Source organism: Rhizobium sp. 57MFTsu3.2 (assembly GCF_012932765.1).
Taxonomy (GTDB): Bacteria; Pseudomonadota; Alphaproteobacteria; order Rhizobiales; family Rhizobiaceae; genus Rhizobium; species Rhizobium altiplani.
The window spans coordinates 50,788-75,859 of record NZ_JDWI01000033.1 but is presented as its reverse complement, the minus strand read 5'-3'; the positions used below and the strand labels follow the sequence as shown (position 1 = coordinate 75,859).

Sequence of the window (25,072 nt, the reverse complement as noted above, 5' to 3'; positions counted from 1 at the left end):
GCGCGATGCAGTCTATTGCATATGACGTTTTTATGACAGAGTTTGTCGCATCACGTTCAAGAGGAGGGCAAACATGGGTGAAAAACGGAAACGAGTCTATGAAGCGCTTTTGGATGGCGCCACAGAAGGTCTTTCCGGCAAGGGGCTTTACGATTTCGTTTTGAAACGTTGCCCAAAGGCGACCAGCAAGAAGATTGTGCGTGCCTCGCTTCTGGCGCTTACCGATCCCCATGTAAGGGATCCGAATATCCTGAATACCATCTACGCGCTCGCCATAAAACACAGGATGGATGAGGTCGGCTCCGCCTACGATCCCGATGACGAGGAGAACGCTGCTGAGAAAACCCCAGTTCTGCGCAAGCTGAAAAAGAAAGCGGAATCGTCCGCCTATGCAGCCCTCCAGGCGCATCCGACGAGATTAGGAAGCTCGCTTCAGGTCACCCGCGCATTGTAGCTACGCGGCAATCGGCTAAAGCGCCGCATTGATTCTGCTCAAAGTTCTCGAAGCGTCCCAAGTAATGGGTGCCTGGCACATCTGGTGTCCAGCGTCAGGCTAACCACGTTGTTTGTGTTAACTGTCCGTGTCTCGGCTGTGATACGGACGCTGATCGAGACGTTCCGTTTTGCGATGATCACCATCATTTGCGGGCACGGTCGCTGATTGACCAAGCGCCCCTCACCCTCTGGCCGAGCATTGGAAATACGTTGCGGCCGGATCGATCGTTGAAACTTGTATCGGTGGCCTGCTGATGGGCAGCGTTCCGAGAGTCTTGTTACCTTTGCTCGCGGTGATTTTGCTGATCTCGGCGATCAAGGTATGGCGACACGCCTGGAGCTGGGTCGGGGATGAAGAACCCTCCCAATCTGGGAAGCTGTAAGATCATATTCGATGGCCGAGTTCTCAGCTTATGGTTCCGATGGAAATCGGGAAGTAAAAGCCACAGCGTCACCGCGTCACAGGCTCTTAAAGGGTATTCTTCGAGATCACAACACATTGAACTCATGAAAAACGCGCCATTAACCGGAAGTGATAGCACCATTTGCTTCCGCTGCTGCTGACGTTGTTGGGTTGGCTTCTAACCATCGATAAGTCGCGCTTATTGGAAGTGAGATACGCCGTGACAGAAACCACGATGTGCGATCTTTGCGCCGGCGAGGGTCGGGAAATCGCATGTCGGAGACACAGTGTAAAATACTGGCGCTAATGTGGGGTCTGTATCTCGTAGCCTTCGTATGGGCGAGGTTTTTGACGAGCGAGGACAGGCTGTCGCGCAATTGGATTATCTTTCGAGTAGCCGCTCCTGGTGATGCTCCTTCCACAAGCACATGTGCTCGTAGGTGTTCGCCTACGACGACGCATATGTCGCTCCTAAGTCATTCGTGACTATATGATGCAATATAGCAAGAGCGATGACGGAATGCGGCTGGCGAGAGCTGGGTTGCTAGTCTTTGGGTACGACGAACTGCTCGAGGTAATCCCTGAAGCTGTCGAAGGGACGATCTTTCGTCAGAACCTCTAGCAGAGCGACGGCGACGAGTTCGTCATCGGCCTCGTCGGTGAGGGTGTAGCCATTCGATTCCAGGAAGGCGTAACCTGCGATAAAGCCGGTGCGCTTGCTACCCTGCTCAAATGCGTGGCACTCACCGATCGCCACCATGTAATCGGCGGTGAGCACGAGGATATCGCTCTCATGGGCATAGTGGTAGGACGCTTGAGGGCGGTTCATGGCGCCCTCAAGTTTGGCCATATCTTTAACGAGGTGCCGCTCCTTAAGATGCGGCGACGCGTCAATAGCCTGCTCGTTGAAGAGAACTACTGCCTCGATGGGCAGCCATAAGGGCTCGATCACTTGGCGAGTTCAGCAAGAACCTTTGGGAAGCGCTTGATCGCCAGCTGGCCAAGGGCAGCATAATCCACTGCCGTCGTCTGAGGACGAGGCTCGTAGGTAGGACTATTGCTAACAACCCGCGAAGGCGCAACATGGCGAATGATCATCGACTTTCCCCTTTATCCAATCGGGTCCATCCGATCTGGATGCTTTGGCCAACTGCGGCGACGACAAATTGTTCCGCGGTTCTTGCAGAGTAGCTAAGCAGTTGCACATTACGCAACAAACGCACGGGAGTCTAGAAACGTTTTGCAACCTCAGAACATCCCAAAGCCGGCGCTCTGCCTTATCGCCTCGAGCTCTCCGCGATCTCGGCGAGCTCAGCCTCTTCCTTGGCGATCCGGCGCATTTCCGCTTCGACAGACTATTCAAGACTCCACACGAAGAGCACTCTGCTTACGCGCGATCATATCGTCGACCGCGCCTGCCATTGCCTCCTCAGACATAGACGCTCCGCTTAACCGCCGGTGAATCAGCTCCCGCAGGGCTGCCGTATCAGCGGACTCAGCAATCGAGGTCGACGACGGCCCTCCCCTGCCCTCTCTCGCCATCCATCTCGGCCGCACGAAAACATCAGGTGCCGAGCAGGATGAGGTCGTCTATCTCACTGGCCAGCCGGTCGAGGCGTCGAACGCTTGGCTCGACGCCGCCAGCATCAACAAGGGATCGATTTTCCGGGCTATCGATCGCTGGGGCAATGTTTCGCGCCGTCCACTCGATCCGAAGGCAGTCAACGATATCGTCAAGCAAAGGGTGGCGATGGCTGGGTTGGAGCCTCGGGATTTCTCCGCGCATGGGCTGCGGTCGGGGTATTTGACCGAAGCCGCCAATCGCGGCGTTCCGCTCCCTGAGGCGATGGAGCAATCGCGCCATCGATCCGTCCAACAGGCGTCGAGATACTACAACAACGCGTCGCGGCGCCGGGGGCGCGCCGCCCGCCTGCTCTAGGATCACAACCAACAGAAAGATCAAGTTCGATTGAGCCGGAAGAACGCTTCGTTCAATTCGACGCACCTTGAGCCAGCCGATTCGCCATCGGCCAGCCCGCCACTCGACGTCGAGGCGGGCGCGTCCGGAGACTTCTCCGACCTCCGTCCTGACCCATCAATATACGGTGCGGTTCAAGGTGCACCACGATCCTGTGGGTTGCCTGCCGCGACCCGTTGTAGCCTCCAACGAAGTCGACGATGCTGGCCCGGAATCAGAGGGGAACTCACAATGCAATCCGGCCTGGCGACGATTACAATTGCTGATGATGGCCATAGCGAGCACGTCGCATTCGAGCTTTCAGGCCGCTCGGGACTTCTCTTCGCACACCAAGAACTCTTGATGCGTGCCAAGAATGCAAAGGCCGTGCGACTAGCATTTCTGACGGCAAGGTCCGAGCATCTGATCCGGATCGGAAATGTAGACGCCAGCTGTGCAAATTTCTCCATCCTGCAGGACCTCAACCCATCCTGACAACAATTGCGACGGGCAATTACTGCGAAGGTCGACCTGAATCAAAGGCGCTGACGATTCGCGCCACGGGGCGCCCCAATCGCTGTGGTCACGAGAGTGCCGCATCGGTTTGTCGATCGGATCTCGGAACAACGGCTTTTCACCTCCGTTTCAAAGTTAGTTTCATTCACGCAGCGGTTTTATGGAGGCAGTCATGCATCTGAAATTAGTCGCCACGTCGCTCCTGGCCATCGGACTTGCCAGTTCGGCCTTTGCACAGTCAAACCCGGCTCCGGCGGGCTCCACCGTGGACAAGAACCATGGTGCCACCACAAGCGCGACCAAACCCATGAAGATGAAGAAGGTTGATAGGTCGACCACCGGCAGCACGACCCAGAACGTCAACAAGGAAAACTGCAAGTCGATCAAAGGAAAGAATTCGTTGCAGACCCAGGGCGGTAACAGCAACACAGAAAATGCCGAAGACACTTGCGCGGACAATAACAACTGATCTGCCGGTCCCGCTTTTGGAAGGATGGCGTAGTTTGAGACTTCGCCATCCGGTGTCCTTCAATGCCCTGGTGTTGATCCGAAGCTCTGATGGGCGATAGATTTAGGGTTAGCGGCGGAGGTCCCTGCGCAGGAATTGTCGATCGCATGGACGCCGCGCCGGGTCGCGCCGAATTGCTCTCTAAACAATTTTCGGTGGACAACACCGATTTCTGGAACTGTGTGGCCGCGAATCTTTTGACAGCCGTGCAAACACCAAAAATATCTCGCAAAATCAGCGGGTTGATTCGCTTTTAGCGGCTCTGCCGTGCGCACTTTGCCATTGGAAGGCGTTTCTGCCGGAGAACCGGGCATATTAAGCCTTTGTTAACTAAAAACTTCTTGCGCCATTCAGAGAATCGCATCTAAATCACGCTTAAGATGCAAATCGCTTGAGAAAAGCGTTATTCCGGAAAATGGCAAGATATGAACATGGCACCAGTCTTCATCGAAGACCTTGAGTTTGACAAGGAAATCCTTGAACAAGGCGAACTCATCTCCGACAAGCTGAACATGCTTCGGCTGGAACAGTACCCACCGAACGCTATGAAGGGCCTCAGGCACTTCTCGTTGGCTGAGGTTGCCGAGTACCTCGGCGTCACCCAGAACCATATCAAGAAGCTCCATCTCGAAGGCAAGGGCCCTGCGCCTCAGCTGTCGGGCTCTGGCCGTCGCTCGTACACCGCCGAGCAGATGATGGAACTGCGTCGTTATCTCGACAAGCATGGTCGATCGGATTTCAAGAAGTATGTGCCGCATCGCCGCAATGGCGAGGAGCTGCAGGTCATCTCCGTCGTCAACTTCAAGGGCGGTTCGGGCAAGACGACGTCCGCAGCCCATCTCGCGCAATATCTCGCCCTAACCGGTCACCGCGTGCTTGCCGTCGATCTCGATCCGCAGGCATCGTTCACGTCGCTCCATGGCATCCAGCCCGAGCTCGACCGCAATCCATCCTTCTACGAGGCTCTCCGCTACGACAGCGAGCGCAAGTCGATCAAGGAGCTGATCCGGCCCACGAACTTCCCAGGCCTCGACATCGTTCCAGCAAATCTCGAACTGCAGGAATACGAATATGAGACGCCTCTTGCCGCCTCATCCAAGAGCCAGCAGGAAGGCAAGCTATTCTTCACCCGCATTTCGCAGGCCCTTAAGGAAGTCGATGCTGACTACGATGTCGTCGTCATCGACTGCCCGCCGCAGCTTGGCTACCTCACGCTGACGGCGCTCAGCGCTTCGACGGCGGTTCTTATCACCGTCCATCCGCAGATGCTCGACGTCATGTCAATGAGCCAGTTCCTGTTGATGCTTGGCGGCATCCTTGAATCGATCAAGGGGGCAGGGGCCTCGGTCAAGCTGAAATGGTTCCGTTACCTGGTAACGCGTTATGAGCCGATGGACCAGCCGCAGGCGCAGATGGTCGGTTTTCTCCAGGCGCTGTTTAACAAACGCATGTTGAAGAACCAGATGCTGAAGTCCACCGCGATCTCGGATGCCGGCATCACCAAGCAAACCTTGTACGAAATTGAGAAGTCGCAATTTACCCGCTCCACCTATGAACGAGCGGTAGAGAGCCTGAATGCGGTCAATGGAGAGATAGTTTCCTTGATCCACGGCGCGTGGGGACGGAAGTGACGTTTTTGACAGCCGTGCAAACGATCGAAAAGTCGATTGCTTTCAGGGAGATGAATACCAAAGGCGGAGATGGAAATGGCTAGAAAGAACCTCTTTGCGAGCGTAACGGCGACGCTGGGCGACGATGTCGACCGCGCCGCCGTCACTGCGTCTGAAGCACGCGCCTCCTATACGCGGCGAGGGGCGTCACGCTCGATGATCCAGTCCCTTGACGAGCTTGCCGAGACCTCCATGCGGGTGCTTGACGGCGAGACCGTCATATCGCTCGATCCAGGCGATCTCGATGGTTCTTTCGTTGCCGATCGGATTGGCGACGACGACGAGGCATATACCAGTCTTCGGGACGCCATTCGGCTCTCAGGCCAATCCACCCCAATCCTCGTGCGGCCGCATCCAACCGATGACGGCCGATACATGATTGTGTTCGGCCATCGTCGTGCGCGTGCTGCACGCGAGCTTGGTTTGAAGGTCCGTGCCGTCGTCAAGCCGCTTGCCGATATCGAGCACGTCATCGCCCAAGGCCAGGAAAATACGGCCCGCGCCGATCTGACCTTTATCGAAAAGGCGATCTTTGCCAGCAAGCTGCAGCGAAGCGGAATGTCCCGCGACGTCCTTAAGTCAGCGCTTACCGTCGATGACAGCCTTTTGTCGCGCATGCTTTCCGTTGCCGAAGTCGTTCCTGACAGCGTGCTAGACGCTCTGGGGGCTGCCAAGGGCGTCGGCCGAGATCGGTGGGAGGAATTGAAGAAACTCGTTCTCAATCCGTCTGTGGCCCAGCGAGCGTGCCAGACGGTGAAGGAGGACGGCTTTGCCGCCCTCACGAGCGACGACGCGAGATTTCTTTATCTTCTCACGGCCCTGAAAAGCTCAAGCAAGTCAGGTCGTCCGTCCAAGCAGAAGCCCGCCGTTTCGGCCTGGGCTCCGGTAGATCAGTCTGTCAGCGTGACGGCAAAGCCCAAGGCCAACGGCCTTGTGATGGAGTTTGGAAATCCGAAGGGCAAATCCTTCGGCCTGTGGCTCTCCGGCAATATGGACAGCCTCTTCGAGCAGTATTCAAGATCAACCGAAAAACAGCAAACGGGAGACTGAACAGCAAAAGAAAAAGGCCCCCTCAACGTTGCCGCCGTGGAAGCCTTCCTCTGAACTAGACACTTAGAGAATCGCATTTCCTCGAATCGCAGTCAAGAGTCTTTGGCACCGTTTTGGTGAGCAATTTTCTTTTGCCTTCTGAAAGGTGAAGGAAAATGCACGGTGAACACATAACGACGCCCTTTGGGCGGCGGCCGATGACGCTTGCGCTCGTGAAACGCCAGACAATCGTTTCCGAAATCAGCCAAGGCAAATCAGCAAACAAGTGGAAGATCTTCCGCGACGTCTCCGAGGCCAAGGTGATGCTTGACCTCAAGGACCGCAGTCTTGCTGTCCTCGATGCCCTCTTGAGTTTCTACCCGGAAAATGAGCTAAGGCAGGACGCACAGCTTGTCGTCTTCCCTTCCAATGCGCAGCTTTCGCTTCGCGCCCATGGTATCGCCGGAGCAACGCTTCGCAGGCATCTCGCTTTCCTCGTCGAGGCAGGTCTCATCCTGCGCAAGGACAGTGCGAACGGCAAGCGCTACGCCCACCGGGGCAGGGGAGGGGAGATCGAAAGTGCCTTCGGGTTCGATCTGTCACCGCTGCTCGCGCGCGCAGATGAGCTCGCAGCGTTTGCCAATCAGGTTGTCGCAGAACGAACCGCGATCCGCAGAGCCAGGGAGAAGCTTACAATCTGCCGGCGCGATGTTCGCAAGCTCATCGCCATGGCCGCCGAGGAAGGTGTCAGTGGCGATTGGGACAGCATCAGCGAAGCCTGCACCGACCTGCTGAAACCACTGAACCACTCGGCCAGCCTTGAGACCATCAATCGTGTTCTGAACGATATGGGCCTTCTGTTGTCCGAAGTCATCAATATCCTGAAATTCCACTCAGATTCCGATAATCCAAGCACCAATGATGCTCACTGTGAGCACCACACACAGAGTTCTAATACTGAATCTCATATTGAATCTGAACGTGACCGCAAACCTCTCGCTTGCGAACCAGATGCCCATCACGGACCTGCGCGAAGCCACGCAGAGAACGTGCCACTGAGCATGGTGCTCAGGGCGTGCACAGACATTGGCGCCTACGGACCAGGAGGAACCATTGCCACCTGGCGGGACCTGATGGCCGCATCGGCCGTCGTCAGATCGATGCTCGGCGTCAGCTCCGCCACCTTCGAGGATGCCTGCCATGTGATGGGACCGGAAAACACTGCCATCACTCTCGCCTGTATCCTTGAGCGCGCACGCCACATCAACTCGGCCGGCGGTTATCTGAGGGATTTGACCCGACGCGCTCGCCAGAAAGCATTTTCGCCCACGCCGATGCTGATGGCCCTGTTGCGCGCGAATTCAGGCGCAGTGGGCCGCGCTCGCACAATCACGTAGAAACCTGCCTATTGCATCGAGACAAAGCATCATCACGAACCACGAATGACGTCCAAAAGGCAGCGCTTTTGCCCTTTCGCCGAAGTCATCAACGTATACCTGGAGTTTGGCCACCAACCAGCAACGGAAAAGAACACTTGGTTTACTTCCGCAACAAGCGCGACTTCTTGGAATGTCAAGGATGTTAGACCCGACCAGAAAATGCTCACGACCACGTCACGCCAGTCCAGAACCGCCCACCAAGTGTGGCTTTTACTTCCCGATTTCAATTGGAGCGCTGAGCTGAAAATCAGACGCGTGAATTTTACCTAACGACGTCGCAACACCAATAGGGGTGGGGCCTTCAAGCCCCGACGCCCTGGTGAGATTGATCCGGAAGCGATCGCGGCGGCGCTGATATTTGCGGGTCATTTCCGCACTGGCATGGCCGAGTTGCTTCTGGACGTAACGCTCGTCTACTTCGGCCGAGGACGCAAGGCCGGCACGCAGCGAATGGCCCGAGAATATCTCGGCCGGATCACCCTCGCTCAGATCTCCGCGAACACCGGCGGCAAGTGTCGCCTTCTTGACGAGACGTGCCACCTCCCGGTCATTCAATCGGTCCGGCCCAACGTCCTTGCCCTAGCCCCGGACCCGGCGGAAGAGCGGACCTCTGGCGATCCGGGCGAACTTGATCCAGGTCTCGACGGCAACGACCGGGCAGGTCGTGTCGGACGAGCCGTGGCCGATCTCGACCTCTCGCCAGCCGGTCTTGCCGCGCAGGGTGACGAGCAGGCCCTTGTCGAGGATCTCGATCCAGCCGCGGCCGTCTTCCGTCTGGTCGCGACCAAGGTCGAGTCCGACGATCTCCGAGCGGCGCGGGCCGCCGGCAAAGCTGATGAGCAGCATGGCGCGATCGTGCAAGCCCCGCAATGTAGCGCGGTCGAGGGTGTCGAGCATGGCGAGCAAGTCTTCCGGAAGCAGGGCTTCCTTCTGCCGGGGAGGGGCAGCATTGGTGTTGCGGATGCCGGCCATGACCGTGGCGATGGCGCGGTCCTTGCGATCGAGTTTCTCGCCGCCACGCTGGGCGTAGTTCCAGGACAGCGAAGAGAGACGGCGTTCGATTGTTGTGACCGAGTTGGGCTTGCGGTCGGCCGTTGTGGCGCCTGACGCGCAGGCGGCTATATAGAGGCCGACGACCTGGGGATCCGGGGGAGGGAGTAAGGTTCTGCCGGCGGCACTAGGCGGCAAAATGGCTCCAGTCCGAGGCGTAGGCCTTGCGGGTGTTGGCGGAGCTGGAGGCCTCGACATAACCGCGGGCCCGATCGGCGAGGCGCTCGAGGCGCGCCGGCAGGGCGGCGCTCGTTTCTGGAACAAGGGAGGGGAGTGCAGTGCCACCAGGATTCGCGTCGACCGTTACACCACCCGGGTGGAAGAGATCGACTTTTTGCGGTTCCGAGCCCGTCGCTGAGCCGCTCACCCCGGTGTCTCCCAGGGATTGATCACAGATGCGTCCGTGTCTTCAAAATCCTTGACGTTGCGCGTGACGAGGATCAGGTCGTGGACGATGGCGGTCGCGGCGATCAACCCGTCAATATCGCCACGCGGCCGGATCGCGGCGATGCGGCCCCATTCGACGGCGATCTGGTCGGTCACCGGCAGGATGCGGTCGCCATGGTCGTGGCGCAGCTTGCGCAGCCATTCGGCGAGGTGAGCGGCGGCCTTCGGATCCGACTTCTGTTTCAGCGCAATGCCGCGCATAATTTCGCCGAGGGTCAGCGCGCTCAGATGGATGCTAAGCGGGTCTACCGAGCGCAGCCAAGCAACCGCCTGCGGCGTGCCGCGTCGCGCCTCCGAAACGATGTTGGTGTCAACCAGATACATCAGAAGGCCACGTCGCGGCTTTGCGTCTTGGCGCGCGCCTCGACCGCATCGGCGAGCTCATCGTCCCAAGCGGGACCGCCAAGCAGATCGTCGACCAGCGTCGGTCGGCCGGCGCGCAGAGCGTCATAGTCGTGGGCGGACAGTACCACGGCAGTGCGCTCTCCACGAAGCGTGACGATCTGCGGCCCCTCGTGTCGTGCCTTTTGCACCACTTTCGAGAAATGGTTCTTGGCGTCCTGCAGTTGCCACTCCATTGCTTTGCTCCAAACTAGCTAGACTGTCTAGCCATATATACCTGTTTTCCAGCGGGTGAAAGCGCAAATTTCCACCGATCGAGGGCGATTTCGGCCTGATTCGGTGGCCTGTCTAAAGAAGAAAGAAACGTCCGATAAGGTTTAGGTTTCGGGTGCCGTCAGGCATACGAAAGCCTCCCATGCAGGAACCCGCGGTCGGCATTCTCTGGCTATGGGGTTTTGTGTATCGGCTCTGCCGGTGGGCCGCTGATGGCAGCGGCGCTTGTCGGTCCCAGCAAGCCGAGAGTGGTGTTTGCAGGTGTGATTGCCGAGATTTTCGTGGTGATTGAGAGCACGCCTGACACGCTGATAGCCGTCGCCATTGGGACTGGCGCAGGCCCTCCCGTTGGCCCGCTCTGTTTTTGAGCAGACCATATGAATGGATCTGCCATGCCGGGTCATGACGCACTCTCCCGGTTGGTTGTTGCCTTATCTGGCGGTCCACGCGGTTGACGAAAGTGCTCGATGAAGTTGGTTGGCAGAATCTGCCACTCGATTGGCATACCCTGTCACTGCAAACCCTGCAGCCAATCATTACCTTTTCCGCGCCCTCGGTGATGATCGATCCGTTTTGGATCGGTGACATCGAGGCTTTGTCGAACAGCTTTGGAAGCGGCAGCAGGTTGGTAGCGGCACACTCATTCAAACCGCATTCCGTTTCCGCCACATTCGCAGGAGGCGAGATGCAGAGCGATAGCTTGGTTTTCTTTCGGGCTTGGGTCGCGCGACCGTTTCAGATAGCCGCCATCGTACCGTCAGGACGGGCGCTTGCCGAGATCATTACGCGGGAGATCACACCACAAACGGGGCATGTCATCGAACTCGGGCCGGGTACCGGCGTGTTTACGACCAAGATGATCGAACGCGGCGTCAGGCCCCAACACCTCACTTTGGTCGAGTACAGTCAAGAGTTTGTTGAACGCCTCAAGGGCCGCTTTCCAGGTGCCCGGGTACTGTCGATGGACGCTGCACGTCTGCAAGATCTTAAATTTCCCCCAGAGACGTCGGTGGGCGCCGTCGTTAGCGGCCTTCCGCTACTGACCATGCCGGCAGGCAAGGTGATGGAGATCCTCGAAGGAGCTTTCCGGCACCTGCGGCCCGGCGGCGCATTCTACCAGTTCACTTACATGAGCAAGTGTCCTGTCCCCCAGTCAGTTCTTGATCATCTTGATCTGAACGCAACGCAGGTGGACCGAACCTTTCGGAACCTCCCACCGGCCGCGGTCTATCGGATTACCACCCGCAGGCCTGGCAAATAACTCATTGGCGGACTGCGCAACTGGATTGACGTGCTCGGTCACTGCTGAGTGCCCGGCAGGCCATTAGTCTTCCTCGCGTCCGACGACAACAAACAACATCGGACTGCCCCAGGCCGATGCAAATCGGCCGGTACTGTGGTCGCGACAGAGATGGCAGCCGGAACGAAGGTCCTCGTCTTTCCTGTGCGGATGCATCAACATCGATTTATTGAAAAGGTTTCACCTTATGAACGTGTCAAAGGTCTCAAGGCGATCTGCCATCTTCCTGGCAGTGGCAACAATCGGACTGGCCTCGGTGCCGGCGACCCATGCGCAGCAGGCTTCTCCGGCCGACGCTATCGTCGGAACATGGCAGGCCAACGACGGCAGCGTAAAACTGGATATGTTTAAGGAAGGAACGGAGTTCCGGGCGCGCCTGCTTTATGGCAATCAATTGATGGAAGCAGACAACGTTACTTTCAAGAAGGACGCCAAAAACCCTGATCCGGCCTTGCGCTCCCGTTCCATGAAGAATGTCATCTTCATCACCGGTCTTCATTGGAATGATGGGAGCTGGACCGGCGGCGCGCTCTGCGATGGCTCCTCGGGCCGCACCTATAATTGCCAGATTACCATGCAGGGCGGCAAAATGAATCTCCGCGGTTATATCGGTATCTCCGCACTCGGACAAACGTGGGCCTTCCACCGCGTGGGCGGCTAACTCTGTGATTGCGGACATGAGCTCAGCCGACGGGTTTCCAACATAAGTAGCGCCCCCGCACATGGTGAGAACTCGCCGGTTCGGCGTCGGGCGGATGCCGCATGAGGCGGCACCCGCCCGATTTGTTGAGTATAACCGACCTGCCTTCCTGGGATGAGACGGAACCGCTGCTGGCTTGTCTCTCGACTAAGAATGGTGCTGTTCCTCCGAACGGCAATTTTCTTGGCGCCATCGATGCCATTGGCGCAATATGCAACAGTGATGGCATGTTCCGTCAATGACCTTATGCTGGCGAGGCCCTATCTGTGATTTCACGAACAGAGAGGCAAACATGATCGACAACCGCAAGAAAACAGCACTTGTAACCGGTGCATCCTCCGGCATGGGCAAGGAAATTGCCAAGCGCCTCATCGCCGACGGCTTCAGGGTCTACGTGGCCGCACGAAGCGTCGACAAGATGACAGATCTGGAGAAAATCGGCGCGCGTGCCTTGCAGATGGACATTTCCGACGACAACGAGATCCAGGCTGCCGTCAGCACAATTCTGACGGAAAGTGGCGGTGTCGATGTCCTGGTCAACAATGCCGGTTTCGGCCTTTACGGACCGGTCGAGGACATTCTGCTCGACGAGGCTAGATACCAGTTCGAGGTCAACGTCTTCGGCCCGGCTCGCCTGACCCAGCTTCTCTTGCCGGCGATGCGCCAAAGGGGGGCGGGCACCATTGTCAACATCACCTCGATGGGCGGCAAGATCTATACGTTGCTCGGCGCCTGGTATCATGCCACCAAGCATGCCCTCGAAGGCTGGTCGGACAGCCTGCGGCTGGAACTGGCACCCTTCGGCATCAATGTGGTGATCGTGGAGCCGGGTCTGATCGAGACCGGCTTCGGCGATGTGGTTGCCGACGGCCTGGTCAAGCGCTCGGGCGCCGGCGCCTATGCCAAGGTCTCGCAGGCCGTCGCAAAGACCACCAAGGCGACTTATGGTCATGGTCGCGGCACGGATCCGAAGGTGATCGCTGATGTCGTCTCCACGGCCGTCAGCAAAAGAAGGCCACGTACGCGCTATGTTGCCGGCAAATACGCGAAACCGATGATCGCTATCCGCAAATGGCTTGGTGACCGTATGTTCGATCGTATCATCATGAGCCAGATGCGATAGAATTTCGGCCAATCGAACCCGGCATCCTTTATGAGTACTGCGAAAAGGCTAACCCGGATGACGGCAATACCGGCGGATAAATGCAAGGTTCCCCTGGCGTTCTGGCGTGCGGTCGAAAGGATCGGCCTGCCGCCATCCGCGGTTCTGCGTCAGGCCCGGCTTCCCGCCACGCTGCACCTTAGCGAAAATGGCATGGTGACGACGGCGCAGTATTTCGCGATTTTCCGGGCGCTCGAGGAACTGGCGCCGGAGCCTGCCCTTGGGCTTCGGCTGGTCCGCGAAGCCGATACAACCGTCCATCCACCATCCACCCTGGCGGCCTTTCATGCCAGGGATTATCGCGATGGTCTCTACCGTGTCGCGCGGTTTAAACGGCTCTGCACCCCCGAGCAGTTAAGTTTTAACGAAGAGAAAGGCGAAGTCTCGATCACCAGCGACTGGATATACGCCAGCGAGCCGGAACCGGGTATCGCCACCGACGTCGCCTTTGCTTTCTTGGTTGAGCTCGGCCGTCGCGGGACCGGGCAGCCGCTAGCGCCTCTTCGCGTCGAGTTCATGAGTGCGGGGCCGAAGAGCGATCTCCATCAAGCCTTCTTCGGATGTCCGATCAAGTACGGTGCTACCCGAAACAAACTTGTTCTGAAATCCTCCGATCTCGACCGGCCGTTTCCGGGGCACAACCCCGAACTCCTGGATATTCTGACGCCTGCGCTTGCCGCTGCTATGGATGAACTGCAGGCCCGCAGTTCCATCGGCGACCAGGTCAAGGTCGTGCTGAAACGAAGCCTGGCAAGTGGACGGCCCGAGCTGTCGCAGGTCGCCCAGGACCTCAACATGAGCGAAAGAACACTCCAGCGCCGCATCACCGACGAGGGCAAGACATTCCGTGAGCTGCTGTCGGAAGCGCGCCAGGACCTCGGACGCCAGCTCCTGTCCAATCCGGCCACCGACATTGACGAGGTTGCATGTCTGCTGGGCTATCAGGACCGCAGCTCCTTCTATCGTGCGTTTCGCGACTGGGAAGGGCTGACACCGCTGCAATGGCGCGAATTGAACGGGCAGGACGCGCCAGCGATCCTTTCATTGCATTGATACAGACGGAAGTGGACACGCTCCACTCCTCGCAGCGTACGGCGAAACCATCCTCCAGTATTGAACAGTAAAAACCCTTTGGCGCCTCCCGCAATCCGATTGGCGCCGTCGGTGACTGCGCCGGCACGCCCTCGCTGGTACTAAAGCGCGTCGCCCGTTTTTTGATTCAGGTTCTCGAATCGGCCGATTTGTGATTCCTTCTTAGCTGGAAGGAGACCGATCATGGGCAAATCACATCCGATCGAGTTGCGTTCCCGTGTTATTGCATTCGTTGAAGAGGGCAACACCCATCGCGAGGCGTCCCGTCATTTCCGGGTGTCGCCTCGATTTGTGAATAACCTTGTTATCCTGAAGCGGGAGACGGGCTCTCTGTCGCCGAGACGACAGGGGCATATTGGTGGCGGCAAGTTAAGTGACCACGGTGCGTGGTTTCGGGAACGTATGGCTGAGAAGGGTGAATTGACGCTTGATGAATTGTGCGTCGAGCTTGCCGAGCGCGGCGTAATTGTGCATCGCTCGAGCGTCGGCCGCATGTTGCACCGGCTCGGGTTAAGCCACAAAAAAAAGCCTGATGGCAAGCGAGCAGCTTCGTCCGGAAATCGCCCGGGCGAGAAGTCTATGGATCGAAAGGCGCAAGCCGTTTTTTGATAAGGCCCTGGCACGCCTCACTTTTATCGATGAGACGTCGACGAGCACAAAGCTGACAAAACGCTCCGGTTGGTCGTTACGGGGTCACCGTTACCGCAGTCATGCGCCTTTCGGATCCTGGAAGACGCAGACGTTTATCGCTGGCCTCAGATCGCATTCCATGGTCGCGCCATGGATTGTCAACGCACCAATGAATGCCGAGATATTCGAGACTTGGATCGAAACGCAACTTGTCCCAACTCTATCAAAGGGCGACATCGTCATTGCCGATAATGTCCGTTTCCACAAAAGCCAAAAGGCCGAAAATCTCATCAGACAAAAAGGTGCCTGGCTGCTGTTCCTACCGGCCTATTCGCCCGACTTGAACCCAATCGAGATGGCCTTCTCGAAACTCAAGTCGCTCCTACGAAAGAAAGCCGCAAGGAGCTTCGACGCAATATCGAATGCCCTCAGCGACATCTGCGCATTGTTCTCCGTTGACGAATGTCGAAACTACTTCAAGGCCGCAGGGTATGAGGCGATTTAGATGCGACAAGCTTTAAAAAATGCCGGGGGCATCTGAAGCAAGCAATCGATTCAAGGAGATCAGAATGTCTGCAAAGTGTGGTTCATCACCGGCGCCTCCCGCGGTTTCGGTCGCATCTGGGCGGAAGCTGCCCTCTACCGCGGCGACAAAGTCGCTGCCACGGCACGCTCGCTCGAAAGTATCGCCGACCTCGCCATTCGGTATGGCGACGCGGTTCTGCCGCTCGCCCTAGATGTAACCGACTCCGATCAGGTTCGCAGCGCGATCGACCGCGCGGATGGCCATTTCGGCAGATTGGACATCGTCTTGAACAATGCCGGCTATGCGCTTGTGGGTGCAGTCGAGGAAACGGCGGAGGCCGACATCAAGGCGGAATTTGAAACCAGCTTCTTCGGCACGCTACGCGTGATCCAGGCAGCTCTGCCGCTGCGCAAGCAGGGGAGCGGCCATATCATCGGCGTTTCCAGTGTGGCAGGCCTCGTCGCAAGCCCGATCATCGGATTCTATCACGCCTCTAAATGGGCGTTCGAGGCGATGCATTTGCCCCTGCAGGAGAATTCACGGGCTATCGATCTAGACTCAAAACGCCGGGTTATGCACACTTCTATGCTCGCTCACCGAAACTGCTGCCACCGATTTTGCCCCCCGGCACGCCAGGCGATCGACATCTTTGGTCGATCTTGCGGACCACCGGCCGCGGTCGCGGTTTGCACTCAGTCAGGCTTGAAGCCTATCACCATCGAGTCCGGCCCCAGCAACGGCTCGACGCGCGTCGCCACGAAACCGGCGTCGTGCATCCATGCCTGGCAGTCGCCGCCGGTGTAGTCGAACCCGCCGGGGGTCTCGATCAGCATGTTCAGGCTCATCAGAAGGCCGAAAGCGTTCAAGCGGCGCTCGTCATCGATGACGGCATCGTAGACGATCACGGCCCCGCCGTTCGGCAGCGCGGCAAAGGCCTTTTCCAAGAGCATCCTCTTCTCGGCAAGATCCCAGTCGTGCAGGATGTGCCCCATCAAGATCACATCCGCATTCGGCATCGGGCCGTCAAAGAAGTTGCCGCTTTGGAAGCGGATACGGTCAGCGAGACCCTGTCGGGCGACGAACTCGTCGAATATCGGCTGTACGGCCGGCAGGTCGAAGCCGATGGCCTGAAGATGCGGATGCGCTTGCGCGATCACCACCGGCACCATGCCCTGCGCCGCGCCCACATCGACGAAGGTCTTGTATTTCGACCAGTCGAACCGGGCGGCGATCGCCTGTGCCGCACCGGCGCTGATCCCGCTCATCGCTTCGAGGAACCCACGCAGCCGCGCCGGCTCCGCATAGATCGCGGCGAAGAAGTCTTCGCTGTGCTTGGCTTCATTCTGCGGCTCTCCGGTGCGCAGGGCTTCGGTCAGCAAGCCCCAGAAACCGTAGAGCCGGGTATTGGCCATTTCGAGGATGCCGCCAATATAGGAGGGCTTGCCTTTGTCGAGGAAGAGGTCTGTATCAGGGGCATTGCGATAGCGGCCGTCCTCGCGTTCGAGCAGCTTCAGGGCCACCAGGGTGTCGAAGAAGTCGCGGGCCGCGCGGGGATGCAGTTGCAGCCTGGCCCGCAGGTCGCTGAGGTTGGCCGGGCCGGCCGCGAGTGCGGTGAAGACGCCGAGCTCGACCGCGCTGAGCATGGCCTTGGAGGCCCAGAACCCCATGCCGAGCTGCATGATGTTGTCCGGCGTCGTTTCGCCCATCGTACCTCTCCTCCTGATCGTATCATCGAACAGCATCTGGGATTGGTGCGGAAACCGAAGCGGCCCGGCCTGGCATGCCCAGTCCCGTCTCGTCTCGTCTCGTCTCGTCGAGGCACCCTGCAAGGGAAAATAAAGCGTTTTGCGATGTCCTGCAATTAATCAAGAAGCACTAGGTGAGCAGGCGAATGCTCGTGCATCCGACGCGCCACGCCTCGACGACTTGCCGCCGTGTCTGTCATGTGGCCGCAGTTGCAAACATGTTTCCCTCCGATTAGTTCGGAGGCAGTACATCCCAACAATCACCGTCGTCTTCAACGACAAACGTGCTGCCACCGATTTTGCCCCCCTTACTCATCAAGGTCGGTTCGATGCCGCAAGAGCGGAGCTTCACCGATACAGTGGCTAAGTTGGCCGCCTGGCGAGCAAACCGGCACGGATACGGTCTACCTTCGAGGGGAGAGAGGGAGCGATGTCGGCGTCAGGGTCGAGCTGCAAATCGCATCGTTTGATACGCTGATAGCGTGCCTGAGCGGACAGACGATCTGCAGTGGAGACAGGTTCGATCGGCTTGCCCTGGAGATCAAAACGCATTGAGTCCGGTTGCGCAGTCGCAAAGAAATATCGCTTCGAGTGGATGTAGGCTCCGGTCGCTTTCCTGAGCGTCGTTACGGAGATATCCGGCTTCAACAGTAGACGGACTTCGTTCCAGAGACCAACTGCAAACGGTTTAATCGGATCGCCGATCGTCGCGGGCAAAACATCAATGGGCTGGCGCAGCAGCGCGTTGATTTCTCCTGCCTTGGTAAGATCGGACTCGTTGGCCGCAATCGGTCCACGACTGTAAGTCCACGGCTTGGTCATCAAATGTCACCTCTGGCTTCGTCCTAGTGGGCGATCGTGAAGCGAGTTTGACAAACGAGAGGTCCGCTTCACGGCTTCAGTCGGGAATGGATCAAGGCTGCAGTCAAGATCGATGCGGTGGGACCAAGGCAAGGCATTTCAGTAGGCAGCCCAAACTCGGCGTCGGCCCCGCCAATGGGCCATTGGAAGTCAATTCGTTCCTACGCCAATGATGTCAGCATGACGCGACTGAAGCCCAAAGTCTGGGATCTCTCTGTCCAGTTCCAACAGCAGCCTGAAGCAGACGATGGCATCATCCAGGCGGTAGGGTTTCTTCAGGAAACGACAGTGGCGAGGAAGGCTCGATTGCCTGAGGCTGACGATCCCTGATGTGATGACGATCGCAATGTCCGGCCAGTGACGGTGAATTTGAACTGCCAAGGCGACACCGTCCACATTGCCAGGAATGTTGATCGCGGTGAACACCAGTGCGATATCACCGTGGTGATCGAGAGATCGCAAGGCCCCGTCACCAGTTTCAGCTTCAATCGCGCGAAAGCCCGCGGCCCCGATAGCTGCAACCATCGCCGTGCGCAGGATTGCGTCTGCCTCTACCACGAGAATCCTGTGCGAATCTTCTTTCCCGGTTGCTGACTGGTTCAAGGCCACCTCCTTGTCCGGAGCTGGATTTAAACACGATTGATGCATTGCAACAATATGCTGCCGCATCGCACTTTGCAAAGTCAGCCGGCCGTTGGAGCGCGATCGGCTTGCGGAGCTTTCGTCCCGCCACCGAACGCGTTTTCGAGATGATAGCCTGGTCTTCAGGCCGACGCAGCGCATCGGGCAGGATAAGGATCGGGTCCTTTCCTAATGCCTCGACACATATGTATCACAGGCGTCTGTCGGGTACTCGGGCAGGCTATCCCCGCTAGGTTGATCGGCGACGCATCTGCGATCTGATCGAGATACACCTGACGCCGCAGCGTGGCGGGACATGAGCCAAGTTTGTCCGTTCCTTCCCGCTCGACGGGTCAACGCAAGGTGTCCGGTCTGGCCGGAAGCGAAATTGTTGCCGCTCGCCCGTTTACTGGCGCACAGTGGCATCCACGGCAGCTTGCGCGGCAACCCGGGAAATTTCATCCAGTCGTGTCATGCTGATCAGCCGCTACCAGACGATCCTCAACCCAACCCGCCCGGAAACGGCGCTGAAGTCTTCGCCCCCCAGGTTGAAATAATAGGATGCATTGGCATAGACCCGCACGTTCTCGGAGAGATCCGCCGTCGCACCCCCGCCCAGTTCCAGCATTGTCGCCTTGCGAGTGGCATCGACCGGGATTGTGTTGAACGTCACGACATCGGTCGTTTCGAACTCGTGCCAGAGGTTGGCGAGCAAGAAAGGCGAGACCGGCTTGCCATCGTAGTCGTAACTGCCCTGCAGGCGTACGCCGAGCCGACCGGTAAAGGCGTCGTTGTCGTCATAGCTGATTGTGCCGCCCGGATCGTGGGCCTGGTCGAAATTCAGGTACTGCCAGATGATTTGCGCTTGCGGCTCGATATCCCAGTGATCGGTGGCTTTGAACCTGGTCCCCGTTTCCAGTGACGCCGTCACTGCATCGCCGTTGAAGCTGCTGTCATACGCGCCTATCGAGTGGGTGTCGGTATCCAGCCATGAATTCATCAGGACGCCGTCGATGTAGCTACCATTGTCCCAGGTTCGGGTCCAATAAGCGGCAATGCTATAGCTGTCGATCGAAAGATCGCCGACGTGGATGCTGTTGAGATTAAGCGCGTCCGCCGTGATGTCGCCCCACGCACGAGAATAGCCGGCAAAGACGCCGAACGTATCCAGCACGCCCTTGCCCTCGCGCTCGTAGAACGGCGCCCCAATTTCGAAGCCAAAGGCCTGCCCATCGTACGTTTCGTCGAGTAGGCGGGTTAGATCCTGATCGTAGCTCTCGCCAAAGACGCGCGTCCAGACTGCGTTGCCAGCCTGCTCACGGGCCATCCAATCCTGCTCTCCGTGGCGCTCGTGGAAGGTGCCGAGCGTCGTCCTGAGTAGGCCGCGTGACACTGCTGGAGCGACCGTCATGATCGGAACTTCGGGTCGGATCGTCGGACCGGGATCGAAGGTTCCCGGATCGCCGCCATCTCCATCAAGTTCGTCGCCACCGTCGCCACCGTTCCCCCCGTTGTCGCCACCCTCCGTTGTCGCCACCGCCGTTGTCGCCACCGCCGTTGTCGCCACCGCCGCCGTTGTCGCCACCACCGCCGTTGCCACCGTTGTCACCCGACTCGCTGCGCAGATACCAATTGTTTTCCGTGCCCGGCACTGACGAGCCCTTGTACAGCAGATATTCGTAGATCCCCGCGCTGACCCGGCGACTTAGAAAGAATGATCCGTTCGCGGTCGTGGCCCCATTGATCGCCTCGACAACCAAGATCCCTCGATTTGTCTCGTCACCGGCGCCGCCGACATTCGTTGCGACAATTCCCGTCAATCCAGACGCCGTTCCTGAATCGATCACGAGCTTGTCTGCCGGCGAGCTGTCGTTGCCAAGAATGCTCTGAAGCCACAACTGACCAGAATTGCCGACGTAGTTGCCGACAATCTTCAGCGAGTCCGAGGTGGAGTTCGAACCGGTTGTGAGGTCGATCACACCGGCGTTGGTTACAGTCACAAGTCCGCCTGCGGTTGCTGGCGAAATCGTAGACTGGAAGCCGCTGCCGTTCAGCACGCTGGTCGAGTCGATCCTCAGTGCGCCGCTGCCGGTACCGCTATCACCGAGGACAAGATTGTTGTTCATCTTGAGGGTTGAGCCCTGCTCGAGCGAGATCAGTTCCCAGTTGATCAATCGATTCGGGTTGCTGCCCTGAGTACCCTGCCAGGTCAGCGTATCGTTACCCTGGCCGCCATTGATCTGGATCGTCTTCAACTGTGTATCGGTGAGCCCCTGGAACACCGCCACATCGTTAGCATCACCCATGTCGATGCCGCCGATCAGACCGCCGGTCCAGAGCATCGAATCGTCGTTGGCTCCTGCATTGAGAAAGCCCGTGACTTCGCCGCCCGACAATTCGAACCGGTCTGTGCCCGCGGATTGGTTGACCGATGTGTTCACCCGGCCGCCCAGCATTTGAAAGAGATCATTGCCGGCGCCCTGATCGACGGTGCCATTGAGTTCCCCCGGTTTGTAATTGACGATGGTATCGTTACCGGCGCCGAGCAACGTACTGCTCTGGATGGTGCCGTAGTTGTCAATGCGGGTCCGGCTTGCGCCGTTGATGAGGACGCCATTGTTGATGAAGGATCCTGCATTGTTCAGGATCGCCGTCGTGCCGTCGCCGTTGACCGTGATGCCCTGGTTCAGTTTGCCGTTGTTGGTGATCGTGTTGTTGCTGTTGCCCGTGAAGGAAAAGGCCGTGGCGTTGGCGTTGTTGGTCACCGAGTAGGTGCCATTGCCGGTGATCACCAGGCCGCTGTTGATGTTCCCGGAATTTACGAAGGTGATGAAACCGTTGTTGTCGAGCGTGACGCTCTGCAGGTTTCCTGCGGTGGTCACGCCAAGAGTGCCGATATTGGAAAGGGTGAGCGGACCGTTGAAGTTGGTACCGGTGAGGATATCGACCGTGAGCGTGCCAAGGCTGGCAGTGCTGCTGTAGCCGGAAGGATTGCCCGTGCAGGTCACCGTTTGACCGGAACCGGGACTTGGCGGTTCGCAATCCGCGAACGCCGGCAGAGTTATGAAGAAGCTAAGGATGCTGACTAGGGGAGGAAGAGCTTGTTTGCGGAGAGAAGGAAAAGATATGCGACGGTACTTCGATGATGCATTCCATTTCGTCATACCTGCGCTTCTCCGGCATACAGTTAAGGGATCCCCAGCAGTGGCTTCATCATTGTACAGGTCGACCTGATTGTGAAGCTTGGAAATAACCCTTTGGAGCGAAAGCGTTTTGCGCCGTGTATGACTGTGACCTTTCGACCTCAGTACGCGCGGCTCAGGCGGCAGGGTAACGTCGAACGTGGAATGACGGTTGAGGCCTGCCCTAGGAAATCTTACGCACGCCAACGATTGCCGCGCCCCCCGGTCGTATGGCAACGAACTTTGCCCGTTCTGCTCGGCGTCGCTCTGACGATCTCGTCCTGATCACACCAACAGCGGCAGTCGCAGGCGAGTTGTTACGGCAAATCAGAGATGCGCCGATAAAACGAAATTTTCACGAGCTGTGGCTGCTCGGTGGTGTCATGTTGTTTGATTAGGACCGAACAGGGTATTCTTCTGCGACGTTACACAATCGCACCCGTGACGGTCTTCTACTGCGCCATGGCGCAGATCCAAGGAACGTGTATTGCCAAGCTGACCGCTTTTCCGTCGAGCGACACATAGTTGCGGTTGCCGTCGCAGGCTACCCCGAATTACAACGGGACAATGCGCATGGATCGAACTAGTCCCTGACTTCGGACAAATCCGGGATCTCACCAATCTTGTTGACGGCGACGTCGACCGTCATGCCCAGATAGTCTTTGGCTTCTCCAAACCATGAGCCTTCCAATGGTATTGCCTGAGCTGGATGTCGGGCGACTGCCACCGGGATCAGATTGAAACCCGCGGTGATCTGGTTTGTCGGGTCGTAATCTAGCCATCCTGCACCGGGGAGAAATACCTGCAGCCAGGCATGTGTAGCGCCGGCGCCCGTTGTTCCGACCGCGCCGCCGTCCAACGCCGCGTCGTACAAGTAACCTGATACAAAGCGGGAGGCGATCCCGAGCCGGCGCAATGCCTCTATCATCAACCAGGCATAGTCACGGCATGATCCTGATTTGGTGCGAAGGGTTTCGCCAGGTGACTGGGTTCCTTCTGTTTCTCTCGCACAGTAGGTAAAGTCATCCTGGAACGTGTTCAGCATCCGACGCAACACATCGATGGTTTGGTCCTGGTCGCGCGCGACGAAGCGCTTGGTCCAGGCGGCTACGCTTCCATCAGGATCTTCAGTATGCGGACGCAAATAGCCAGCGAGATCGGTCCATTCGTCGGGGGTATATTGCACCGGGATTTCGTCGGCGCGCGGTTCCAAAGGGAAGGCCTCTACTCCCTTTACTCCGAAAAAGACACCTTGAACCTCAAACGTAAACGTCAGTTCGGCTCCGGCCTCGCTGAACTCCATCACGGTCACAGTGTTGGAACGGGGATCGCTGATCCAATGAATCTTTGAGGGAACGCTCGTTCTCGCCGACCAACCGAGCAGACGCGCCCATGCGCCACGTCGCGGCAAAAATATTGCTCGGTGCGTGCCGAAGGTAACAGGCTTGGCATACCTGTAGGTCGTAACATGTGTGATCTTACCAAGAATCGCCATGTCTACCAGCTCTGCCGCAGATAAATAGGATCCCTTGCCGAAACGGGCGATGGTGAAGTTGCATAGGTTCAGCCATTTATCCATGACCAGCCCATAGCGGCGTGTCAACGGCCTTCACGCGTGCCGCGGCCAATGCGAACTGGGCGCGATACTGCGGTCAGACCGAGTCGCGCTGAGTACGAAGATTGGATACAACGCGCCGGTTTTGCACCTTGCACGAGCGGCTCGTGCAGTCGCGGACTTCGCGATCGTTGCCGTAGCCCTTGGCCCATACGCGGCTGGCGTCCACGCCCTTCGAAACCAGATAGGCCATCACTGCATCGGCGCGTCGCTGTGAAAGTGTCGTCATTGCTGAACCAGATCCGGAATCGTCGGCAAATCCCTGCAGCTTGACCAGCCATTGCGGGTTGCTGTTGAGCCAGGTTGCCTGCTTATCCAACGTTGCCTTGGCGACGGTATCAAGCGTGGCCGAGTCCTGCGTAAAATAGGTCCGTCGGCCGACATTCAGAATGAAGTCCTGTTCGCTTCCGGCCGCGACGTTCTCGAAGCCGGGCGCCGGGTCGTTGGTCTGTCCGGTCATCGGCGCCACGGCAGGCTCCTCCACCTCGGCGATATCGGTGGTGCTGCATGCGACAAGCGTCAAGAGCATGGCCGCAGCGACGAGAGGCCTAGAACATCCGGTTAAAACAGACATCAGGGTGATATTCCTCATTCGACCGGAACCGCTTGGTTCGTCTGCGCGGCATTTTGAGCTTGATCGGCAATGTGGGGCAGGACTTGTACCGCGGTGCCGATGGGGCACCGCTGATAAAGATCGATTGCATCTTCGTTGAACATGCGAATGCAGCCGCTGGAGGCATCCTTGCCGATACTGCCTGGCTCCAGAGTACCGTGGAAACGATAGCCGGTATCGACGCCGTCGCGAAGCAAATACATCGCGCGCGGCCCAAGTGGGTTCTTCGGTGAACCTCCATCTACCGACTCGGGCAGCTCGGGGTGGCGTTGACGCATCTCCGGTGGCGGGGTCCAGCGCGGCCAAAGCGCCTTCTGGTCGATCGTCGCGCGGCCGTACCATTTGAAGCCCTCGCGGCCGACACCGACGCCATAACGAATGGCCGTCTTGTTCTCCATGATCAGGTAGAGGAAATGATGCGTCGTATCGACAACAACCGTACCAATCGGCTCGCTGCTGAAATATTTGACAACCTGGCGGTGCCACTTCCTGTCGATCTTGGCAAAGTTCGTGCTTCGGAACGTCACACCGTTGTCGATACTGGTTCCGGAAAAATATGAAGCGGCCGCAGCTAAAGTCGGCTTCTCGACCGCCGCCAAGGTTCCGACCGAAGCCAAACCGCCAAGCAGAATATCCCTGCGCGTCCACCTCATCGGCATCCCCCGAAAGCCAAGCAGCGAGGCGCTCATGTAAAACAGATTTTTCGTGGCCGACAAGAATAAAAATGCATTGCTCTGCATCCTCGGTGGATGCGGCGCTGCCGCCTGTCCCAGTCGCATGCCTGAAATCGCTGGCGGGATATCCTTCCCGCCGTCGCGCCGGTCACAGGATTCGCATAGCGCGGACCCACAACTGATAGAGGCATCGTAGTTTACGGTATCATACCGGAAATGGCT

Annotated in this window: 25 protein-coding genes and 3 pseudogenes; 14 read left to right on the top strand and 14 right to left on the bottom strand. The window is 58.0% G+C overall.

Going from position 1 to position 25,072, the window contains the following annotated elements; translation table 11 throughout:
• The first annotated feature begins 73 nt into the window (after positions 1–73).
• Positions 74–454: a hypothetical protein gene (locus tag AF71_RS31935; RefSeq protein ID WP_246733822.1), complete on the top strand. Its 381-nt coding sequence runs from the start codon at positions 74–76 to the stop codon at positions 452–454.
• A 988-nt stretch (positions 455–1,442) separates the two neighbouring features.
• On the opposite strand, the gene AF71_RS26460 is transcribed toward AF71_RS31935, so the two are convergent.
• Both AF71_RS26460 and AF71_RS26455 read right to left on the bottom strand, forming a co-directional pair.
• Positions 1,443–1,850: a type II toxin-antitoxin system death-on-curing family toxin gene (locus AF71_RS26460; RefSeq protein ID WP_169683821.1), complete on the bottom strand. Its 408-nt coding sequence runs from the start codon at positions 1,848–1,850 to the stop codon at positions 1,443–1,445.
• Positions 1,847–1,996, bottom strand: a complete 150-nt coding sequence (locus tag AF71_RS26455; RefSeq protein WP_169683820.1) for a hypothetical protein — start codon at positions 1,994–1,996, stop codon at positions 1,847–1,849. Before AF71_RS26455 ends, AF71_RS26460 begins: the two co-directional genes overlap by 4 nt.
• A gap of 373 nt (positions 1,997–2,369) precedes the next feature.
• Between AF71_RS26455 and AF71_RS26450 the strand changes: the two are divergent.
• The 6 genes and pseudogenes from AF71_RS26450 to repC all read left to right on the top strand — a co-directional run.
• Positions 2,370–2,837 (top strand): annotated as a pseudogene (locus AF71_RS26450) (tyrosine-type recombinase/integrase); the annotation flags it as partial.
• A 270-nt stretch (positions 2,838–3,107) separates the two neighbouring features.
• A complete protein-coding gene (locus AF71_RS26445; RefSeq protein WP_018859811.1) occupies positions 3,108–3,350 on the top strand; it encodes a hypothetical protein in 243 nt (80 codons plus the stop codon).
• 193 nt (positions 3,351–3,543) lie between these two features.
• Positions 3,544–3,840, top strand: a complete 297-nt coding sequence (locus AF71_RS26440) for a hypothetical protein (protein ID WP_169683828.1) — start codon at positions 3,544–3,546, stop codon at positions 3,838–3,840.
• Between the two features lie 464 nt (positions 3,841–4,304).
• Positions 4,305–5,510 carry a plasmid partitioning protein RepA gene (repA, locus tag AF71_RS26435; RefSeq protein ID WP_018859809.1) on the top strand — a complete coding sequence of 402 codons (1,206 nt, stop codon included), beginning with the start codon at positions 4,305–4,307 and terminating at the stop codon, positions 5,508–5,510.
• 75 nt (positions 5,511–5,585) lie between these two features.
• On the top strand, positions 5,586–6,599 hold the full coding sequence (gene repB / locus AF71_RS26430) for a plasmid partitioning protein RepB (protein WP_169683819.1): 1,014 nt from the start codon (positions 5,586–5,588) through the stop codon (positions 6,597–6,599).
• 155 nt (positions 6,600–6,754) lie between these two features.
• A complete protein-coding gene (gene repC / locus AF71_RS26425) occupies positions 6,755–7,975 on the top strand; it encodes a plasmid replication protein RepC (RefSeq protein WP_169683818.1) in 1,221 nt (406 codons plus the stop codon).
• A 345-nt stretch (positions 7,976–8,320) separates the two neighbouring features.
• On the opposite strand, the pseudogene AF71_RS26420 reads toward repC, so the two are convergent.
• From AF71_RS26420 to AF71_RS26410, 3 genes and pseudogenes are all read right to left on the bottom strand, one after another.
• Positions 8,321–9,434, bottom strand: a pseudogene (locus AF71_RS26420) (site-specific integrase); the annotation flags it as partial.
• Complete coding sequence (locus AF71_RS26415; protein ID WP_169683817.1) at positions 9,431–9,838, bottom strand: type II toxin-antitoxin system VapC family toxin; 408 nt, start codon at positions 9,836–9,838, stop codon at positions 9,431–9,433. The gene AF71_RS26415 and the pseudogene AF71_RS26420, both read right to left, overlap by 4 nt.
• Positions 9,838–10,092 (bottom strand): type II toxin-antitoxin system Phd/YefM family antitoxin, encoded by a 255-nt coding sequence (locus AF71_RS26410; protein WP_169683816.1) that lies wholly within the window; start codon positions 10,090–10,092, stop codon positions 9,838–9,840. Before AF71_RS26410 ends, AF71_RS26415 begins: the two co-directional genes overlap by 1 nt.
• A gap of 497 nt (positions 10,093–10,589) precedes the next feature.
• Here AF71_RS26410 and AF71_RS26405 point away from each other — a divergent pair, with 497 nt between their 5' ends.
• The 7 genes from AF71_RS26405 (at position 10,590) to AF71_RS26380 (ending at position 16,343) form a co-directional block, all read left to right on the top strand.
• Positions 10,590–11,390, top strand: coding sequence for a methyltransferase domain-containing protein (locus tag AF71_RS26405; RefSeq protein WP_348644151.1), 801 nt, complete (start codon positions 10,590–10,592; stop codon positions 11,388–11,390).
• Positions 11,391–11,616: 226 nt separating this feature from the next.
• Positions 11,617–12,090 carry a DUF2147 domain-containing protein gene (locus AF71_RS26400; protein WP_169683815.1) on the top strand — a complete coding sequence of 158 codons (474 nt, stop codon included), beginning with the start codon at positions 11,617–11,619 and terminating at the stop codon, positions 12,088–12,090.
• Between the two features lie 331 nt (positions 12,091–12,421).
• A complete protein-coding gene (locus tag AF71_RS26395) occupies positions 12,422–13,252 on the top strand; it encodes an oxidoreductase (protein WP_169683814.1) in 831 nt (276 codons plus the stop codon).
• Between the two features lie 57 nt (positions 13,253–13,309).
• A complete protein-coding gene (locus tag AF71_RS26390; protein ID WP_169683813.1) occupies positions 13,310–14,344 on the top strand; it encodes an AraC family transcriptional regulator in 1,035 nt (344 codons plus the stop codon).
• 222 nt (positions 14,345–14,566) lie between these two features.
• Entirely contained in the window at positions 14,567–14,992 is a 426-nt protein-coding gene (locus AF71_RS31930; RefSeq protein ID WP_246733819.1) for a winged helix-turn-helix domain-containing protein, read from the top strand.
• The gene (locus tag AF71_RS31925) at positions 14,916–15,518 is read left to right on the top strand and encodes an IS630 family transposase (RefSeq protein WP_246733817.1); all 603 of its coding nucleotides are present in this window, start codon (positions 14,916–14,918) and stop codon (positions 15,516–15,518) included. The genes AF71_RS31930 and AF71_RS31925 overlap by 77 nt, the downstream gene beginning before the upstream one ends.
• A gap of 75 nt (positions 15,519–15,593) precedes the next feature.
• Positions 15,594–16,343: an SDR family NAD(P)-dependent oxidoreductase gene (locus AF71_RS26380; RefSeq protein WP_348644150.1), complete on the top strand. Its 750-nt coding sequence runs from the start codon at positions 15,594–15,596 to the stop codon at positions 16,341–16,343.
• On the opposite strand, the gene AF71_RS26375 is transcribed toward AF71_RS26380, so the two are convergent.
• The 9 genes and pseudogenes from AF71_RS26375 to AF71_RS26340 form a co-directional block, all read right to left on the bottom strand.
• Positions 16,232–17,245, bottom strand: coding sequence for a methyltransferase (locus AF71_RS26375; protein ID WP_169683812.1), 1,014 nt, complete (start codon positions 17,243–17,245; stop codon positions 16,232–16,234). The two genes, AF71_RS26380 and AF71_RS26375, sit on opposite strands and share 112 nt — an antisense overlap.
• Before the next feature lie 182 nt (positions 17,246–17,427).
• Positions 17,428–17,570 (bottom strand): annotated as a pseudogene (locus AF71_RS32305) (GNAT family N-acetyltransferase); the annotation flags it as partial.
• A gap of 77 nt (positions 17,571–17,647) precedes the next feature.
• On the bottom strand, positions 17,648–18,106 hold the full coding sequence (locus AF71_RS26370; RefSeq protein WP_169683811.1) for a ProQ/FINO family protein: 459 nt from the start codon (positions 18,104–18,106) through the stop codon (positions 17,648–17,650).
• Between the two features lie 189 nt (positions 18,107–18,295).
• Positions 18,296–18,748 carry a response regulator gene (locus AF71_RS26365; RefSeq protein WP_246733816.1) on the bottom strand — a complete coding sequence of 151 codons (453 nt, stop codon included), beginning with the start codon at positions 18,746–18,748 and terminating at the stop codon, positions 18,296–18,298.
• 505 nt (positions 18,749–19,253) lie between these two features.
• Positions 19,254–20,303 carry an autotransporter outer membrane beta-barrel domain-containing protein gene (locus AF71_RS26360; RefSeq protein ID WP_169683809.1) on the bottom strand — a complete coding sequence of 350 codons (1,050 nt, stop codon included), beginning with the start codon at positions 20,301–20,303 and terminating at the stop codon, positions 19,254–19,256.
• The gene (locus AF71_RS26355) at positions 20,242–21,930 is read right to left on the bottom strand and encodes a hypothetical protein (protein ID WP_169683808.1); all 1,689 of its coding nucleotides are present in this window, start codon (positions 21,928–21,930) and stop codon (positions 20,242–20,244) included. Before AF71_RS26355 ends, AF71_RS26360 begins: the two co-directional genes overlap by 62 nt.
• A 601-nt stretch (positions 21,931–22,531) precedes the next feature.
• Positions 22,532–23,527 carry a transglutaminase family protein gene (locus AF71_RS26350; protein ID WP_246733814.1) on the bottom strand — a complete coding sequence of 332 codons (996 nt, stop codon included), beginning with the start codon at positions 23,525–23,527 and terminating at the stop codon, positions 22,532–22,534.
• 73 nt (positions 23,528–23,600) lie between these two features.
• Positions 23,601–24,155, bottom strand: a complete 555-nt coding sequence (locus AF71_RS26345) for an OmpA family protein (RefSeq protein ID WP_169683807.1) — start codon at positions 24,153–24,155, stop codon at positions 23,601–23,603.
• The gene (locus AF71_RS26340; RefSeq protein ID WP_169683824.1) at positions 24,152–24,829 is read right to left on the bottom strand and encodes a L,D-transpeptidase; all 678 of its coding nucleotides are present in this window, start codon (positions 24,827–24,829) and stop codon (positions 24,152–24,154) included. Before AF71_RS26340 ends, AF71_RS26345 begins: the two co-directional genes overlap by 4 nt.
• Between the last annotated feature and the right edge of the window lie 243 nt (positions 24,830–25,072).